At 66.6% G+C, this 16,923-nt stretch carries 14 protein-coding genes; 11 read left to right on the forward strand and 3 right to left on the reverse strand.

Annotation, left to right across the window (positions count from 1 at the left end):
• Positions 1 to 218: 218 nt before the first annotated feature.
• From AAFF32_RS09100 to AAFF32_RS09120, 5 genes are all read left to right on the forward strand, one after another.
• Positions 219 to 1,301 carry an OmpA family protein gene (locus AAFF32_RS09100; protein ID WP_216959515.1) on the forward strand — a complete coding sequence of 361 codons (1,083 nt, stop codon included), beginning with the start codon at positions 219 to 221 and terminating at the stop codon, positions 1,299 to 1,301.
• A gap of 221 nt (positions 1,302 to 1,522) precedes the next feature.
• On the forward strand, positions 1,523 to 2,638 hold the full coding sequence (locus AAFF32_RS09105) for an OmpA family protein (RefSeq protein ID WP_216959512.1): 1,116 nt from the start codon (positions 1,523 to 1,525) through the stop codon (positions 2,636 to 2,638).
• Positions 2,639 to 2,797: 159 nt separating this feature from the next.
• Positions 2,798 to 3,295, forward strand: coding sequence for a hypothetical protein (locus tag AAFF32_RS09110; RefSeq protein ID WP_216959509.1), 498 nt, complete (start codon positions 2,798 to 2,800; stop codon positions 3,293 to 3,295).
• A gap of 74 nt (positions 3,296 to 3,369) precedes the next feature.
• Positions 3,370 to 4,089: a pseudouridine synthase gene (locus tag AAFF32_RS09115; RefSeq protein ID WP_254200347.1), complete on the forward strand. Its 720-nt coding sequence runs from the start codon at positions 3,370 to 3,372 to the stop codon at positions 4,087 to 4,089.
• 123 nt (positions 4,090 to 4,212) lie between these two features.
• Positions 4,213 to 4,656, forward strand: coding sequence for a hypothetical protein (locus AAFF32_RS09120; protein WP_342317102.1), 444 nt, complete (start codon positions 4,213 to 4,215; stop codon positions 4,654 to 4,656).
• Positions 4,657 to 4,749: 93 nt separating this feature from the next.
• Here AAFF32_RS09120 and kbl read toward each other — a convergent pair whose 3' ends face one another.
• Positions 4,750 to 5,955 (reverse strand): glycine C-acetyltransferase, encoded by a 1,206-nt coding sequence (kbl, locus tag AAFF32_RS09125; RefSeq protein ID WP_342317103.1) that lies wholly within the window; start codon positions 5,953 to 5,955, stop codon positions 4,750 to 4,752.
• Between the two features lie 88 nt (positions 5,956 to 6,043).
• On the opposite strand from kbl, the gene AAFF32_RS09130 reads away from it, so the two are divergent.
• The gene (locus AAFF32_RS09130; protein ID WP_342317104.1) at positions 6,044 to 6,721 is read left to right on the forward strand and encodes a hypothetical protein; all 678 of its coding nucleotides are present in this window, start codon (positions 6,044 to 6,046) and stop codon (positions 6,719 to 6,721) included.
• Positions 6,722 to 6,918: 197 nt separating this feature from the next.
• On the opposite strand, the gene tdh is transcribed toward AAFF32_RS09130, so the two are convergent.
• On the reverse strand, positions 6,919 to 7,953 hold the full coding sequence (gene tdh / locus AAFF32_RS09135; RefSeq protein ID WP_216959497.1) for an L-threonine 3-dehydrogenase: 1,035 nt from the start codon (positions 7,951 to 7,953) through the stop codon (positions 6,919 to 6,921).
• A 235-nt stretch (positions 7,954 to 8,188) separates the two neighbouring features.
• Here tdh and AAFF32_RS09140 point away from each other — a divergent pair, with 235 nt between their 5' ends.
• The 3 genes from AAFF32_RS09140 (at position 8,189) to AAFF32_RS09150 (ending at position 14,086) form a co-directional block, all read left to right on the forward strand.
• The gene (locus AAFF32_RS09140) at positions 8,189 to 10,273 is read left to right on the forward strand and encodes a S46 family peptidase (RefSeq protein WP_342317260.1); all 2,085 of its coding nucleotides are present in this window, start codon (positions 8,189 to 8,191) and stop codon (positions 10,271 to 10,273) included.
• A gap of 142 nt (positions 10,274 to 10,415) precedes the next feature.
• Complete coding sequence (locus AAFF32_RS09145) at positions 10,416 to 12,584, forward strand: S46 family peptidase (RefSeq protein ID WP_342317105.1); 2,169 nt, start codon at positions 10,416 to 10,418, stop codon at positions 12,582 to 12,584.
• A gap of 128 nt (positions 12,585 to 12,712) precedes the next feature.
• Positions 12,713 to 14,086, forward strand: a complete 1,374-nt coding sequence (locus tag AAFF32_RS09150; RefSeq protein WP_342317106.1) for a hypothetical protein — start codon at positions 12,713 to 12,715, stop codon at positions 14,084 to 14,086.
• Between the two features lie 27 nt (positions 14,087 to 14,113).
• Here the strand turns inward: AAFF32_RS09150 and AAFF32_RS09155 are convergent, their stop codons facing one another.
• Complete coding sequence (locus AAFF32_RS09155) at positions 14,114 to 14,512, reverse strand: DUF3224 domain-containing protein (RefSeq protein ID WP_216959489.1); 399 nt, start codon at positions 14,510 to 14,512, stop codon at positions 14,114 to 14,116.
• 145 nt (positions 14,513 to 14,657) lie between these two features.
• Between AAFF32_RS09155 and AAFF32_RS09160 the strand changes: the two genes are divergently transcribed.
• Entirely contained in the window at positions 14,658 to 15,299 is a 642-nt protein-coding gene (locus AAFF32_RS09160) for a histidine phosphatase family protein (protein ID WP_216959486.1), read from the forward strand.
• A gap of 168 nt (positions 15,300 to 15,467) precedes the next feature.
• The gene (locus AAFF32_RS09165; RefSeq protein ID WP_216959483.1) at positions 15,468 to 16,880 is read left to right on the forward strand and encodes an amidohydrolase family protein; all 1,413 of its coding nucleotides are present in this window, start codon (positions 15,468 to 15,470) and stop codon (positions 16,878 to 16,880) included.
• Positions 16,881 to 16,923 lie beyond the last annotated feature (43 nt).

The raw sequence follows: 16,923 nt of genomic DNA on the forward strand, positions 1-16,923 counted from the left end.
AGCCCGGCAGCCGCCGGGCTTCGTCGTTTAGCAGACTTTCTTCTGAAATAACGTTAACTAGTATTAACAATCGTCTTGACGGGTGTATCATTTCGCCCGTCAGTGACCCGCGGCGAGCCCCTCTGGCCCCCGTTCAGCGGTCCTGCCGGGTGTGTGCGCCGCCTGCAGTATTTGGACGTGTTCCCCCCAACCTTCCTTACTGATCCAAGGAGTGACAGATGAAGATCCGTTTGTTGAGCACCGCGATGCTGGCCGGTTTGGCGTTTGCCCAAGTCGCCAGCGCGCAGGAATTCGATGACCGCTGGTACCTGACCGGCACGGCCGGCTTCAACATCCAGGACAACGACCGCGGCACGCGCAACGCGCCGTTCGGTGGCCTGGGTGTTGGCAGATTCCTCAATCCGAACTGGTCGCTCGACGGCGAGCTGAACTACCAGAACCCCAACAACGACGACAACCAGAACCTCAACTGGTCGCAGTACGGCGTCTCGCTCGACCTGCGTCGTCATTTCCTGGCCGAAGGCCGCAACTGGGCGCCGTACCTGCTGATGGGCCTGGGTTACCAGCGCTCGGAAGAAGAGTTCGACGCGTTCCCGAACCCGGTCTCCCCGGGCGAGCGTGAGGAAGGCAACCTGGCCGCCAAGGTCGGCGTCGGCGTGCAGAGCGCCATCGCGGGCAAGCGCGCCGCCATCCGCACCGAGCTGGCCTACCGCGCCGACTTCGACGACGGCAGCATCAATGCTCCGGACGAAGACTGGTTCGGCGACCTGCTGGCCTCGGTCGGCGTGATCATCCCGCTGGGTGCTCCGGCCGTGGCTCCGCCGCCGGCTCCGGCCGCGCCGAGCTGCGCGGATCTGGACGACGACGGCGACGGCGTCAACAACTGCGACGACAAGTGCCCGGACTCGCAGGCCGGCCAGACGATCGGTCCGGACGGTTGCCCGGTGCCGGTGTCGATCGACCTGAAGGGCGTGAACTTCGACTTCGACAAGGCGACGCTGCGTCCTGACGCGGTCTCGATCCTGTCGGAAGCGACGGAGATCCTGAAGCGTTATCCGGAGCTGAAGGTCGAAGTGGCCGGCCACACCGACCAGTGCGGCAAGGATGCGTACAACCAGAAGCTGTCGGAGCGTCGCGCCACCGTGGTGTACGACTACCTGACGACCAACGGCGTCGACGCCTCGCGTCTGACCGGTCCGATCGGCTACGGCGAGAGCCGTCCGCTGGAAGACATGGGTCAGGCCTTCCCGGGCTGCAAGAGCGAGAAGAACCGTCGTACCGAGTTGAACGTCCAGAACTAACGGACGTTGGAATAGACGCGGAGTATTCCGCGTTGCTTCGAAGCCCGGCCTCGTGCCGGGCTTCGTCGTTTCGGGCTGAGAAGCTTTCTCGGAGGAATCGGGCTAACCATTTCTTATCATTCTTGCGCTTTGTGAATGCGCGCCGGCAGCAAGAGCTTCCCGTTCGGCGCAGCGCTTTCAGAAGATCCCCCGCTGATTCCCTTGCTGCAAGGAGTGACACTTTGAAAATTCGTCTACTGGGTATGGCCGTCATGGCCGGCCTTTCGTTTGCCCATGCGGCAAGCGCGCAGGAATTCGATGATCGCTGGTACCTGACTGGTTCGGCCGGCATGAACATTCAGGACAGCCACCGCGAGACGCGCAATGCGCCGTTCGGCACCCTGGGCGTGGGCAAGTTCCTCAACGAGAACTGGTCGCTCGACGGAGAGTTGAACTACCAGAACCCGAATTTCGAGGACAATCAGGACCTCAACTGGTCGCAGTACGGCATCTCGCTCGATCTGCGTCGCCACTTCACCGCCGAGGGTCGCGACTGGGCGCCTTACATCCTGATGGGCCTGGGTTACCAGCGTTCGGAAGAGGAGTTCCTCGGCGCCGGCATTCCGGCACCGCTTGAGCAGCGCGAGGAAGGCAACCTCGCCGCGAAGGTCGGCATCGGCATCCAGAGCGGGCTGTTCGGCAAGCGCGCCGCGCTCCGCACCGAGCTGGCTTACCGCGCGGACTTCGACGATCGCGATTTCAGTTCGCGTTCCGGCAGCTCCGCCCTGAACGGCGATGACCGGTACGGTGACCTGCTGGCCTCGATCGGCGTGGTGATCCCGCTGGGTGCGCCGGCCACGGCCGCCGTCCCGCCGCCGCCGCCGCCGCGCACCCCGGGCTGCAAGGATCTCGATGACGACGGCGACGGCGTCAACAACTGCGACGATCGCTGCCCGAACTCGAAGGCCGGCGAGTTGATCGGTCCGGACGGTTGCCCGGTGCCGGCGGTGTCCATCGATCTGCGCGGCGTGAACTTCGACTTCGACAAGGCGACGCTGCGCCCGGGTTCGATCGAAACGCTTTCCGCAGCGGCCGATATCCTCAGGAACCATCCGGAGTTGCGTGCTGAAGTGGCCGGCCATACCGACCAGTGCGGCAAGGAAGGCTACAACCAGAAGCTGTCCGAGCGCCGTGCACGCGTGGTGTACGACTACCTGACCCGCAACGGCGTCGACGCTTCGCGTCTGGCCGGTCCGATCGGTTACGGCGAGAGCCGTCCGCTGGAAGACATGGGCCAGGCCTTCCCGGCCTGCAAGAGCGAGAAGAACCGCCGTACCGAGTTGAACCTCGCCCGCTAAACGGCAGGGGGACGCGGGTTCTCCGCGGCAACACGTCGAAGCCCGGCCTCGCGCCGGGCTTCGTCGTTCTTGCGGTCAGGAGCATGCCGGTGTGCGTTCACGGCCGTTCGCGGTACCACAGGCGTACACTGCCGGCGCCCGGGATTCGAGGAAACCGCCATGCGCACCCTGATCGGTCTGTCCTGCCTGCTGCTTGCCGGCGCCGTCCAGGCGCAGAGCGCGCAATGCGGTTCGATGGCCGCGCCGAAGTCGCTGCCGATTCGCCCGACCGTCGTGGCGCCCATCGCGCCGGAACTCGTCGTGCCCAGTCACCAGCTCGGCGCGCCGACGGGCGTGCTGTCGCAGGCGTTCGACGAATCACTGTCGGTGGACCAGGTGTTGTTCCGGTTGCGCGTGGAAGGGTGCCAGGTCGCCAAGGCGCTGCCCGCCGCACCGGCAGCGATGCCGAACGCCAACGATCCTGCGGCGTACAAGCCCAAGACGCAGTTCGACAACACGCCGTGGCGGTTCGACATGAACCAGAATGGCAAGCGCATGACCGCCGAAGAGTTCGATGCATGGATGAAGGCCAAGGGCGTGCGCGTGGTGAAGGCCAAGACGGTCGCAACGCCGCCGCCCGCCGTCGAAGCGCCGAAGAGCGAACCCGTCAAGAAGTGAGTCGCGCACCGCGCGCGCCGGGCGGCGCTCGAAACACCCGCAGCAGTGCCACTGCGCCGCAAACGCGCCACGGGCTGGCGCGCGTGTTGTCGAAGCAGGGACTGTGTTCGCGTGCGGAGGCCGCGCGCTGGATCCAGGCCGGTCGCGTCGAGATCGACGGACGCATCGTGCGCGATCCCGAGTTCCCCATCGTCCAGAACGGCGGCCAACGCATCGTCGTGGACGGCCGCGAGCTGGATGCGCCGCGGCGCGTCTACCTCATGCTCAACAAGCCGCGCGGCCTGGTAACAACGACACAGGACGAACGCGGGCGCGACACCGTCTATCGCTGCTTCGACGGTGCCGGGCTGCCGTGGCTCGCGCCGGTGGGCCGCCTGGACAAGGCCAGCGAAGGCCTGCTGCTGTTCAGTAACGATCCCGCTTGGGCCGCGCGCATCACCGACCCGGACAGCGGGCCGCTCAAGACCTACCACGTGCAGGTGAACGCCGTGCCGGACGCGGCACTCCTTTCTGCGCTGATGGAAGGCGCCATCGCCGACGGCGAGCATTTGCGGGCCGCGTCGGCGCGGCTGCTGCGCGCAGGCGAACGCAATGCGTGGCTGGAGATCGTCCTCGACGAAGGCCGCAACCGGCAGATCCGTCGATTGCTCGCTGCCTTCGATATCGACGTGTTGCGGCTGGTGCGCGTGGCGATCGGTCCGCTCGCGCTGGGCGAGCTTCCCAAGGGCGGCTGGCGCGAACTCGCTGCCGATGAGGTCAGGACGCTATTCAGCAATGTCGATGTGAAGGATTGATGGAGCGCCCTGCCAGATCAATGCAGGAGTGTGGGGGAAATCACTGTTTTTCCGACAATTCTGCTTGCGCTGCGCACCGTCTTGGGCAGACACTTCCGCGAACTTCGTCGTGGGGAAACAAACATGCTCAAGGTAACGATGGCGGTTTCGCTGCTGCTCGTGTCGGCCGCCGCTACGGCGAACACCGGCACGCAGGTGAAGGTGGAAGGCAAGCAGGTCTCGCAGCATTCGATGGTGCGTTTCGACGCCGCGCAGTCCGTGGCGTTCGCCGGCAAGAAGAAGGCCGCCGCCAAGCCGGCCGCCAAGGCCGAAGAGGCGAAGGCCGCCGAACCGGCCAAGGAAGAAACGGCCAACCTCAATCCGAACGAGTACAAGCCCAAGACTCAGTTCGACAACACGCCGTACCGCTTCAACATGCACCAGAACGGCAAGAAGATGACCGCCGAGGAATTCGATGCCTGGATGAAGTCGCGCGGCATCCGCGTGGCGAAGGGTGCCCCTGCGTCGGGTGGTGCGGCGCCGGCCCCGGCCGGTACGCAGGTCGCGGCTGAAGCGAAGGGCAAGTAAGCCCGGACGCGGTAGAACAAGCGCCAGAAAAAAGGCCGGTCATCGACCGGCCTTTTCTTTTCTCGCGACTTCGGACCGCGACGACCGCAGGGTTCAGCCCTTGATCACGCCCAGCTCGCGGCCGATCTTGATGAACGCCGCGATCGCACGGTCCAGGTGTTCGCGCGTGTGCGCGGCCGACATCTGCGTGCGAATCCGCGCCTGGCCCTTGGGCACCACGGGGAAGAAGAAGCCGATCGCGTAGATCCCTTCTTCCAGCAGACGCGCGGCGAACTTCTGCGCCAGCGGCGCGTCGTACAGCATCACCGGGCTGATCGGATGCACGCCGGGCTTGATGTCGAAGCCGGCCTTCGTCATCTCGTCCCGGAAGTAGGCGGTGTTCTCGACCAGGCGTTCGCGCAGTTCGCCCGCGGCGGACAGCATCTCGAAGGCCTTGATGCCCGCGGCCACCACGTGCGGCGGCAGCGAGTTGGAGAACAGGTACGGGCGCGAGCGCTGGCGAAGCAGCTCGACGACTTCGCTCGACGCAGTGGTGAAACCGCCCAGCGCGCCGCCCATCGCCTTGCCCAGCGTGCCGGTGAAGATGTCGATCTTGTCCATCACGCCCTTCACTTCGGCAGAGCCGCGACCGGTCTTGCCGAGGAAGCCGGTGGCGTGGCATTCGTCGATGTGCACGAGCGCGCCGTACCTCGATGCCAGCGCGGTGATCTCGTCCAGCGGCGCGATGAAGCCGTCCATCGAGAACACGCCGTCGCTGGTGATCAGGATCGTGCGCGCGCCGTCGGCCTTGGCCTGCTGCAGCTGCTTCTCCAGGTCGGCCATGTCGCAGTTGGCGTAGCGGTAGCGCTTGGCCTTGCACAGGCGCACGCCGTCGATGATCGAAGCGTGGTTGAGCGCGTCGGAGATGATCGCGTCGTTCTCGTCCAGCAACGGCTCGAACAGGCCGCCGTTCGCGTCGAAGCAGGCGGCGTAGAGGATGGTGTCCTGCGTGCCGAAGAAGTCCGCGATGGTCTTCTCCAGTTGCTTATGCAGGTCCTGCGTGCCGCAGATGAATCGCACCGACGCCATGCCGAAGCCGTGCGTGTCCAGCGCGTCCTTCGCCGCCTTGATGACATCAGGGTGATCGGCCAGCCCCAGGTAGTTGTTGGCGCAGAAGTTCAGCACCGTGCGGCCGTCTTCCAGCGTGATCTCCGCCGACTGCGGTGAGGTGATGATGCGTTCGAACTTGAACAGGCCGGCGTCGCGGATCGAATCCAGTTCCTGCGCGTAGCGGGCGGTGGGGGAGGCGTCGGTGGTCATTGCGGGGTCCGTGCGGGCGTTCTGAAGGCGGCCAGTTTACCGGGCGTCTTGACGCGCAGGTCGCGCCGATGCCCTAGCATCCGCCGCGATGAACACGCGCGCCGCCATGTCCGTGCCGCTGTGGCCCTTGCCGATGCTGGCGGCGGTGCTGCCGCTGGCCGTGGGGCATGTGGCGTGGTGGCTGTCGGTCCATGCCGGGCTGATCCCCGACTGCAATCTGTATTGGGACGGATGCGTGTCGATCAGCCGTGCTGCCCGGTACGGACTCGGGAACCACCTGTTCCGCCTGGTGATGCTGCCGTGCGCCACGGTGCAGGTGCTCTGTTGGGTGGCGGCGGCCCTGTGGTTGCGCCGCCACACGCCCGCGGGCGCGCGGTTACTGCCGTGGCTGGGGCTGCTGGCCGGACTGTTCCTGGCGCTGTACGCGACGTTCCTGGGAACGGACGGCCGCGCCTACGAAGCGATGCGGCGTTATGGCATCAGCCTGTATTTCGCCTTCACGTACTTCGCCCTGCTGGCGACGCTGCACGCCTTGTCGCAAATGGGGCCGAAGGTGCCGGGCTACCGTTCGCTGCTCGTGGTCGCGCTGGGCTTCATGGCGCTGGGCGTGGCGAGCGTGACGGTGCGCTACACGCTGAGCGATCCGGCCCTGCTCGACCGCTGGGAGAACGTACTGGAGTGGCACCTGGGCCTGTGGCTGACCGCGATGTTCGCGGTGCTGGCATGGCGCTGGTGGCGCGAGGGGTTGCGCGTCACGCTGGTGTGAGCGCTGCGAACATGGGCGTCGCTCTTGCCGTCATTCCCGCGAAGGCGGGGCTGTTGGGCCGCCGAATGGCGGCACCGTCCAACGTTGAAAGCGTCACGCTCTCCGGAGAGCGGAATCGGAACTGCGAGCTGAATCCCCGCCTTCGCGGGGATGACAGCTACATGCGGGATCGACGGGTCGTTACGGAGCGGCCGCGATCAATTCCAGCTCAGCACGACCTTGCCGGCCTTGCCCGATTCCATCAGCTCGAAGCCTTCCTGGAACGAATCGATCGGCAACTGGTGCGTGAGCACCTTGCCCAGCGGGAAACCGCTGAGCACCAGCTGCGTCATCTTGTACCAGGTCTCGTACATCTTGCGGCCGTAGATGCCGTGGAGGGTGAGGCCCTTGAAGATGATCTTGTCCCAGTCGCAGCCCGCGCCCTTGGGCATGATGCCCAGCATCGCGATCTTGCCGCCGTGGTACATGCAGTCGAGCATGTCGTTGAACGCGCGCGGGTTGCCGCTCATTTCCAGGCCCACGTCGAAGCCTTCCATGTGCAGGTCGGCCATCACGTCCTTGAGCGAGGTCTTGGCGACGTTGACCACGCGCGTGGCGCCCATGTCGGCGGCGAGCTTGAGGCGGAAGTCGTTGACGTCGGTGACGACGACATTGCGCGCGCCGATGTGCTTGCAGATGCCCGCGGCGATGATGCCGATGGGGCCGGCGCCGGTGATCAGCACGTCCTCGCCGACCACGTCGAACTCCAGCGCGCAGTGCGCGGCGTTGCCGTAGGGATCGAAGAACGCGGCCAGTTCCGACGGAATCTGGTCCGGGATCGGCCACAGGTTGCTGGCCGGCATCACGATGTATTCGGCGAACGCGCCGTTGCGGTTCACGCCGATGCCGACGGTGTTCGGGCACAGGTGCTGGCGGCCGGCGCGGCAGTTGCGGCAATGGCCGCAGACGATGTGCCCTTCGGCCGACACGCGCTGGCCGATCTTGTAGCCGGTCACGCCGGCGCCGAGTTCGACCACGCGGCCGACGAACTCGTGTCCGATCACCAGGCCCGGCTTGATCGTGCGCTGGCTCCACTCGTCCCACAGGTAGATGTGAAGGTCGGTGCCGCAGATGGCGGTCTTCTCGAGCTTGACCAGGACCTCGTTCGGGCCGGGCGAGGGGATCGGCACCTCTTCCATCCAGATGCCCTTGCCGGCTTCGCGCTTGACCAGGGCTTTCATCGTTTGCGTCATGTGGGAATCGTCCGCGACTGGCGGGAAAGAAGGGGCGAATTATACGCGCCGCCCCGCCCTTGACCGGGAGGCGGTTTGCCGTGGACGGGCGGGTTCGCCTATCGTCCCGGGCTCTCCGAACCGCCCCGCGAGCCCCGCCCACACCATGCGCCGCCGTCTGTTGAGCCTGTCCCTTTCGATCCCGCTGGTCTTCGGCCTCGCGTCCGGCCTGAACGCCGCCCAGGCCGACGAGGGCATGTGGATGCCCTCACAGCTGCCCGACATCGCCAGGCAGCTCAAGGCCGCCGGCTTCCGCGGCAAGGCCCAGGACCTGGCCGAACTGGCGAAGCCGCCGATGAATGCGGTGGTCAAGGTCGGCGGCGCCAGCGGCGCGTTCGTGTCGAAGGACGGCCTGGTGCTGACCAACCACCACGTCGCCTTCGGCGTGATCCAGTACAACGCCAAGCCCGGACGCGACCTGATCCAGGACGGCTACATCGCCGCCGACCGCGCCGGCGAGCTGCCGGCCAACCCCGACTACCGCGTCCTGGTGACCACCGGCTTCGACCGCATCACCGACCGCATCCTCGCCGATGCACGCGGCAAGCAGGGTCGCGCCTATTACGACGCCGTCGACACCGCGACCAAGGCCGCCATCGCCGATTGCGAGCGCGAGCCCGGCTACCGATGCAGCGTCGCCAACATGTACTACGGCACGGATTTCTACCTCGTGCGCCAGCTCGAGCTGCGCGATGTCCGCCTGGTCTACGCGCCGCCCAACGACATCGGCAACTTCGGCGGCGAAGTCGACAACTTCGTCTGGCCGCGCCACGCCGGCGATTTCACCCTGCTGCGCGCCTACGTCGGCAAGGACGGCAAGCCCGCCGACTACTCGCCCGACAACGTGCCTTACGTGCCGCCGGCGCACCTGCAGGTGTCCACGCGCAACGTGAAGGAAGGCGATTTCGCCATGCTCGCCGGCTATCCCGGCGTGACGTTCCGTCATCGCATGGCCTCGGAGTTCGCCAATCAGATCGACTGGCAGCTGCCCTCGCGCGTGGCGGTGTACCAGAAGATGATCGACGTGGTCGAAGGCACGGCGGCGAAGGACGAAGCCGCGCGCGTGGCGTACGCCTCGCAAGTGCGCAGCTTCAAGAACACGCTCAAGCGCGCGCAGGGCGAGCTCGACGGCCTGCGTCGCAGCGACGCCGCGCGCGTGCGGCGCGAGGACGAGGCGGCGATGTTCGCCTGGCTCGACAAGCAACCCGATGCGGCCGCCACACGCGCCGACATCGCCGCCGCGCAGGCCGTGCTCGACAAGGGCGTGGCCATGCGCGAGCGTGAACAGCTGCTGGGGCTGGTGCAGTCGCAGACGCAACTGCTGCGCGCCGCGCTCACCGTGCAGCGCCTCGCCAACGAGCGCGCCAAGCCCGACGCGCAGCGCGAAGCGGGCTACCAGCAGCGCGATGAAGTGCTGATCACCGGCCAGCTCAAGCAGGCCCAGCGCCGCTACGCCCCGCAGGTCGAAAAAGCGCTGCTGACCGAGCTGCTCACGCAGTACCAGGCATTGCCGGCCGCGCAGCATGTGCCGGAGTTCGACGCCGTCTTCGGCACCACGCCCGCGCAGCTGAAGCAGAAGCTCGACGCGATGTACGCCGGCACGCAGCTGGGCGACGAAGACAAGCGCCTGACGGCGATGCAGGCCGATTCGGCGACGCTCGCCGCATCCAACGACACGCTGCTCAAGGCCGCCGCCACGCTGATGCCGGCGATCCTGCGCCTGGACGACGCGGGCAAGACCAGTGCCGGCGAGCTGCTGCGCCTGCGTCCTGCGTACATGCGCGCGCTGATCGCCTACCGCAACTCGCAAGGGCGCGCGGTGTATCCGGATGCCAACTCCACGTTGCGCGTCAGCTACGGCCGGATCAGCGCGATGGAGCCGCGCGACGGCGTGCACTACCGCCCGCTGACGACGGTGCAGGGCATCGTCGAGAAGCACACCGGCGAAGAGCCGTTCAACGCACCCAGGCCGCTGCTCGATGCGATCGCCAAGGGCGATTTCGGCAGCACCGCCGAGCCCAGCCTGAAGACGCAGACGGTCGATTTCCTCACCAATCTCGACACGACGGGCGGCAATTCCGGCTCACCTGTACTGGATGCGCAAGGCAAGCTCATCGGCCTGAATTTCGACAGCAACTGGGAAGCCGTGAGCGCCAGCTGGATGTTCGATCCGCGCTTCAAGCGTGCGATCCACGTCGACATGCGCTACCTGCGCTGGTTGCTGGCGAAGGTGTATCCGGCGCCGCATCTGCTGAAGGAAATGAACCTGCCGGCGGAATGATCCAGCGGCGTTTGCCGATCCGGCCCGTTCGTCGACGCATGAATGGCCGCGTGAGAACTCCCCGTCGCTGTGCGCCGCAGCATGGCCGCGCCACGCCGGTGCAGGCTAGACTCGGCCGTTGAACTTCAGCGAGGAGTTGCGCATGCGTCATACGGGGTTGGCCGCGGCCGTGTTCGTTGCATTGGTCGCCACTGCGGGTACCGCCGCGGCGGGCGAGGGCATGTGGGTGCCGCAGCAGTTGCCGGAGATCGCCGGACCGTTGAAGAAGGCCGGCCTCAAGCTCAATCCTTCGCAGCTGGCCAACCTCACCGGCGATCCGATGGCGGCCGTCGTTTCGCTTGGCGGCTGCACCGCAAGCTTCGTCTCGCCGCAGGGCCTGGTCGTCACCAACCACCATTGCGCGTACGGCGCGATCCAGCTCAATTCGACGCCCGAAAAAAACCTGATGCAGGACGGCTTCAACGCCGCCACGCTCGCGCAGGAAGTGTCCGCCGGACCCAACGCACGCATCTACGCACTGGACACCATTCAGGACGTCACCAAGCAGGTGCACGCCGCCATCGATGCCGCCCCCGACGCGCTGGGTCGCACGCAGGCACTGGAGAAGATCGAGAAGCAACTGGTCGCCTCGTGCGAGCGCGAAGCCGGTTATCGCTGCCGCCTGTACAGCTTCTCCGGCGGCAACAGCTACCGCCTGTTCCGCAACCTCGAAATCAAGGACGTGCGCCTGGTCTACGCGCCGCCCGGCAGCATCGGCAACTACGGCGGCGAAGTGGACAACTGGATGTGGCCGCGCCACACCGGTGACTTTGCGTTCTATCGCGCTTACGTCGGCAAGGACGGCAAGCCGGCGGCGTTCTCGCCCGACAACGTGCCCTACGTGCCCAAGCACCACCTCAAGCTGGCCGACAAGCCGCTGGGCGAGCGCGACTTCGTCATGGTCGCCGGCTACCCGGGCCGCACCGCGCGTTACGCGCTGGCCGAGGAGTTCGACGAAACCGCGAACTGGACGTACCCGACCATCGGCGAGCACTACAAGAAGCTCGTCGCCCTGGTGCAGGCCGAAGGCGCGAAGAATCCCGACATCGCGGTGAAGTACGCCAGCACCGTGCGCGGCTGGCAGAACGTGATGAAGAATTACGACGGCCAGCTCGAAGGCTTCAAGCGCATCGGCGCGGCGCAGACCAAGCATTCGGAAGAAGCCGCCGTGCTGGAGTGGCTGCGCGGTCAGGGCGCGAAAGGCGAGGCGGCATTGGCGGCGCACACCATGCTGGTGTCGCTGGACGAGGCGGCGCGCACGCACCGCGAGCGCGACCTGGTGTTCGGCCAATTGCGCAGCACCGGCACGCTGGGCGCTGCGACGCAGCTGTACCGTCTCTCGCTGGAGCGCGCCAAGCCCGACAGTGAGCGCGAACAGGGTTACCAGGAGCGCGACCTGCCGACCATCGAAGGCGCGATGCGCCAGATGGAACGGCGTTACGTGCCCGCGATGGACCGCGAACTCCAGGCCTACTGGCTGCGCGAATACGTGAAGCTCCCCGACGCGCAGCGCGTGCCGGCGCTGGACAAGTGGCTGGGCGGAAACGACGCGAAGGCGATCAACGCCGCGCTCGACAAGCTGTCGAAGACGAAGCTGGGCAGCACCGACCAGCGCATCGCGCTGATGAAGGCCGACCGCGCCACGCTGGAAAAGAGCAAGGATCCGGCCGTGCAGTTCGCGGTGGCGATCATGCCGACCGTGTTGCAGCTGGAGCAGGAAGGCAAGGCGCGCGCCGGCGACGCGCTCGTGGCGCGCCCGCGCTATCTGCAGGCCGTGGCCGATTACAAGAAGAGCAAGGGGCAGTTCGTCTATCCCGATGCCAATTCGTCGCTGCGCATCACCTTCGGCAACGTGATGGGCTACACCAAGACCGACGGCAGCAAGCAGGTGCCGTTCACGCGCCTGGAGGAAGTCGCGGCGAAGGCCACCGGCAAGGATCCGTTCAACGCGCCGCAAGTGCTGCTCGACGCCATCGCCGCGAAGAACTACGGCGGACTGGCTGACAAGAAGCTCAAGACGGTGCCGGTGAACTTCCTGTCCGACCTCGACATCACGGGCGGCAATTCCGGCTCGCCCGTGCTCGATGCGCAGGGCAAGCTGGTGGGCCTGGCGTTCGACGGAAACTGGGAGTCGGTGAGCAGCAACTGGGTGTTCGATCCGGCGATGACGCGCATGATCGCGGTCGACCAACGCTACATGCGCTGGATCATGCAGGAGGTGTATCCGGCGCCGCAGTTGCTGGCCGAGATGGGCGTGGCGCCGAAGAAGTAGGGCACGTCTGCGAAAACAATGTCCACGCTGTCGCCTGACAGCGTGGCGCACGGTGCTGCAACGCAGCCAGGCATGGAGCCAACAAGTCAGTGAACTCGCAAAGTTTCAACGTTGCCAAGTGCGGCATCGTGTTCGTTTTCGCCATGGCCGGGCTGCTTCCCCTTCGATCGGAGGCCTCGGATCGGACGTCGGATATCGCAAGGATCGAGGCATCGGGTCGCCGTTTCGATGAAGTCCAGCGTGCCGCCGTTCCGGATTACCTGGATGGGCATCCGGACCGGGCCCTTGCGCGCTTCGACAAGGCGATCGACAAGGCCGACTGGCGTTCGTATTTCACCGCGGGAAACCTGCTGTTTTCGCTGCACCCCGACGCGTCCTACCGATGGCACACGCAGGCGTACGAACTGAGCAAGGGCGACGATCTGGTGCGGCTGGAGCTGGCGCTGCATTACACGCGGCGCGAGGAGTGTCCCAAGGCGCTGGAGGCCTGGACGGCGTTGGAACGCAGCGACCTGGTCACGGGCTACATGCCGATGCTCGCCGGATACTGTTATCTGAAGCTCGGCGACGACAAGCGCGCATTCGCGATGTTCGATAGCGTCAAGGGGCGCCTGCACGGGCGCTTCGAGGACGTGCTCGAACAACTGTGGGGCGAGCGGCCCGCGCTCAGGGCGCACGCCGACCGCCTGCTGGCATTCAGGACGTCGGGTTCGCTGGCGGACCTGGACGGCGGCCTGGAGAACGCGATTCGCTTCGGTATCGGCCAGGACCGCGGAAAGGCCCTGGCCGCGCTTGCGCAGGCCGCGGCGCCCTCCAGTCCGCAAGCACCGGCGGTATTTGGGCAGCTCGCGTGCCTGCGTCCTGCGTTCGAGGCGGAAGCGAGCGCGTCCGAAGCGAGCGGAGATCCCGACGCATCCGTCAAGGCCGAATGGAAGCAGCGCATGGAAACGTGCGGGCTCGCATTGGGGCGCTATCCGCTGCCGGACGATGCGGCCCTTGCGAGGTTGCTGGTCGTTACCGCGATCAATCTCGACATCGCTTCGGCGCAGGAGTTGCTCGCGGCGCACGCGGCATCGCTCGCCGGGCGTGCCCAATCGGACGCGGGCGATATCGGTGCGCTGCGTCTGCTGGCGGCGATGCAGGCGCGGGTGAGCGACCCGGGCCTCAAGGAGACGGATGAATTGGGATGGACGCGCTATGGCGACGTGAGGTTCGCGGCCAGCCGCCTGGCCGGTCGTCTGGTCGGCAATCCTGCGCCAACGGCGGAGGATCTGGCGCAGTTGGATCGGGCCCGTCGGCAGTTCCCCCAGGATCAGGCAATCCTGGGCTTGTGGCTTCGCTACTCAAGCCCTGACAAGGAGGCGGCGCGCGCGGCATGGCGCGAGCTTGCGCTGATGGAATTCCACTCGCCCCGCGTGGAACGCGATCCGATCCACATGGAGCGCACCGCCGTCGGGCTCTACTTCGCGCTGCGCGGCTATCGCGAGGCAGCCGGTCTTTGACGACCGGATGCGGGCAGGCGGGGTCGCCTAGCCCTCGCTGATTTCGTAGTCGAAGGTGTAGTAGTGCTTGCCCTCGACGATGTCGATGACGATGCGGCCGCGCAGCCCGGTGAGTTCGTCCGTGCCCGAGTCGGGCACCACCGTCACCGACAGACTCGGTTCGCCCCGGTCGAGCGTCCCGTTGTGCTGGGTGAGGAACGAACCGGTGAGGCCATCGAGCGTGCCGCTGATGCGCTCGATCGCGACATAGGCCGCCGAGCCGTCGACTGGCGTGCCCACCGCGAGCATGTGCACCACGCCCGTGGCGTCGAGCGCGCCGTGGAACTGCTTGTCGAAGCGGAAGTGCCCCGCGACGGTGCCGCCGCCGAGGTCGAACCCGCTTTCCGGCGTGCGCTTGACGTCGAACTCGCCTTTGACCTGTGCCATCGCTCTGGTTCCATGTGGGGAAGCGCATGGTCCCGCAGCCGGGCGGCGGTTGCCAGTGCAACCGTTGTGCGGCCTGCGGCTTTTGCTAGGCTGCGGTGCTTCGGCGCGACGCTATCGTCGCACCGCCCCACACACGGATCCGATCATGCGCATTCTGCTCGCACGTCATGGCGAAACGCCCTGGAACGCCGAAGGCCGTTACCAGGGCCAGGAAGACATCCCGCTGTCCGAAGTCGGCATCGGCCAGGCCCGTGCGCTGGGCGAGCGCCTGCGCGAAGTGCCGATCACGCGCGCCGTCGCCTCGCCGCTGGGGCGCGCGCGCCAGACCGCCGAGTTCGCCCTCGGCGATCGCGATCTGCCGCTCACCCTGGACCCGGGCCTGATGGAGATCGCCCACGGCACGTGGGAAGGGCTGCTCGCCAGCGAGATCCGCGAACGCGATGGCGAGCGCCTGCAAGCCTGGCGCGACGCACCGCACGAAGTGCTGATGCCGGAAGGCGAATCGCTGCAGCACGTGTTCGATCGCGCGTGGCCGGCCTTCGCACGTGCCACGGAAGGGCTCGGCGACAACGACACGCTGCTGGTCGTCGCGCACGACGCCGTGAACCGCGTGCTGCTGTGCCACGTGCTGGGCATTCCGCTCGCGCGACTGTGGACCTTCCGCCAGGCGCCGACGACGATCAACCTGCTCGAAGGGCCGGACGTCGATCATCTCGATGTCGTGCGCCTCAACGATTGCAGCCACCACACGCCGTTCTTCGGCGAAGCCGTGCACCGCGCGCTGTAATCGACGCAAGTACACGGCAGCGCCGCCGGATTTCGCGCGTTGCGGCCCTGGCCGGTTCGCGTCGTCGGCGCGCGCGTCCATGACGCATGCGCCGGCGCGGTAACCATCACGCCTCATTCACGGCGGCCCCGGTAGACGAGGCGCTACTCACGACACGGAGTAGCGCGCATGGCCTCGCTCAAGATGCTCCTGCTCGCGGGAGTGCTGTGCGTGACAGGCTGCGGCGACAAGCCGTCGGAGTCTTCGCGGGGCGACGTCGCCACGAGCGCGAAGACGGCACCGGCTGACGCCGCGGCGTCGGCACGACCGGCGGCTTCGCAAACCAGTGTGCTGTTCCGCAACGTCCGCATCTTCAACGGCATCGATCCGTCGCTGCAGTCCGCACGCAACGTGCTGGTGCGCGGCAATCGCATCGTCGAGATCGGCGACGTCGACATGCCCGCCGAGGCGGGAATGACGATCATCGACGGCGGCGGACGCACGCTGATGCCCGGATTGATCGACATGCACTGGCACACCATGGCCGTGCGCCCGACCATCGCCGTGGCGATGACGTCGACGGCGGGCTACCTCAACCTCCTCGCGGGCGCGGAAGCGTCGGACACGCTGCAGCGCGGGTTCACCACGGTGCGCGACGTGGGCGGCAATTCGTTCGGTCTCAAGCGCGCCATCGACGAAGGCTGGCAGGCCGGGCCGCGCATTTATCCTTCGGGCGCGATCATCAGCGTCACCGGCGGCCATGGCGACTTCCGCAGCCCGATCGAGTTGCCGCGCACGCTCGGCGCCTCCGAATCGCGTACCGAAGTCCTGGGCGATACCGCCATCGCCGACAGCCCCGACGAGGTTCGCATTCGCGTGCGCGAGCAGCTGATGCACGGAGCGTCGCAGATCAAGCTGACCGCCGGCGGCGGTGTTTCCTCGCCGCACAGTCCGCTCGATGTCGTCACCTTCAGCCCGGAGGAGCTGCGCGCGGCCGTCGTCGCAGCCGGCAACTGGGGCACGTACGTGACGGCGCATGCCTACATGCCCGATGCCATCCGGCAGTCGGTCGAAGCCGGCGTCCAGTGCATCGAACACGCCAACCTGATGGACGAAACCACGGCGCAGCTGATGGCGAACAAGGGCACGTGGTTGAGCATCCAGCCGCTGCCGGAAGAGCTGATCCGCGCTTTCCCGCCGGATTCGGAGGAATACGCGAAGGGACGCGAGGTGCTGGCCGGCACCGACAATGCGTACCGGCTGGCGAAGAAGTACAAGCTCAAGACCGCCTTCGGTACGGACGTGCTGTTCTCCGCTGCGCTCGCGCGTCGGCAGGGTGAATTGCTGGCCAGCCTCACCAAGTGGTACACGCCCGCCGAGGCGCTGACCATGGCCACCAGCACCAACGCCCAGCTTCTGGCCTTGTCGGGCAAGCGCAATCCGTATCCCGGCAGGCTGGGCGTGATCGAAGTGGGGGCGATCGCCGACATGATCCTGGTGGAAGGCGATCCGTTGTCGGACATCTCGCTCATCACGCGTCCGCAGCAGAACTTCCGCGTCATCGTGAAGGACGGGCGGATCTTCAAGAACACGATCCGTTAGATCGGAACCGGCCGAGAACGGACGCCCGGAAGGCCGCGGCGGC

Origin of the sequence: Lysobacter sp. FW306-1B-D06B, from assembly GCF_038446665.1 — a bacterium.
GTDB lineage: Bacteria > Pseudomonadota > Gammaproteobacteria > Xanthomonadales > Xanthomonadaceae > Lysobacter_J.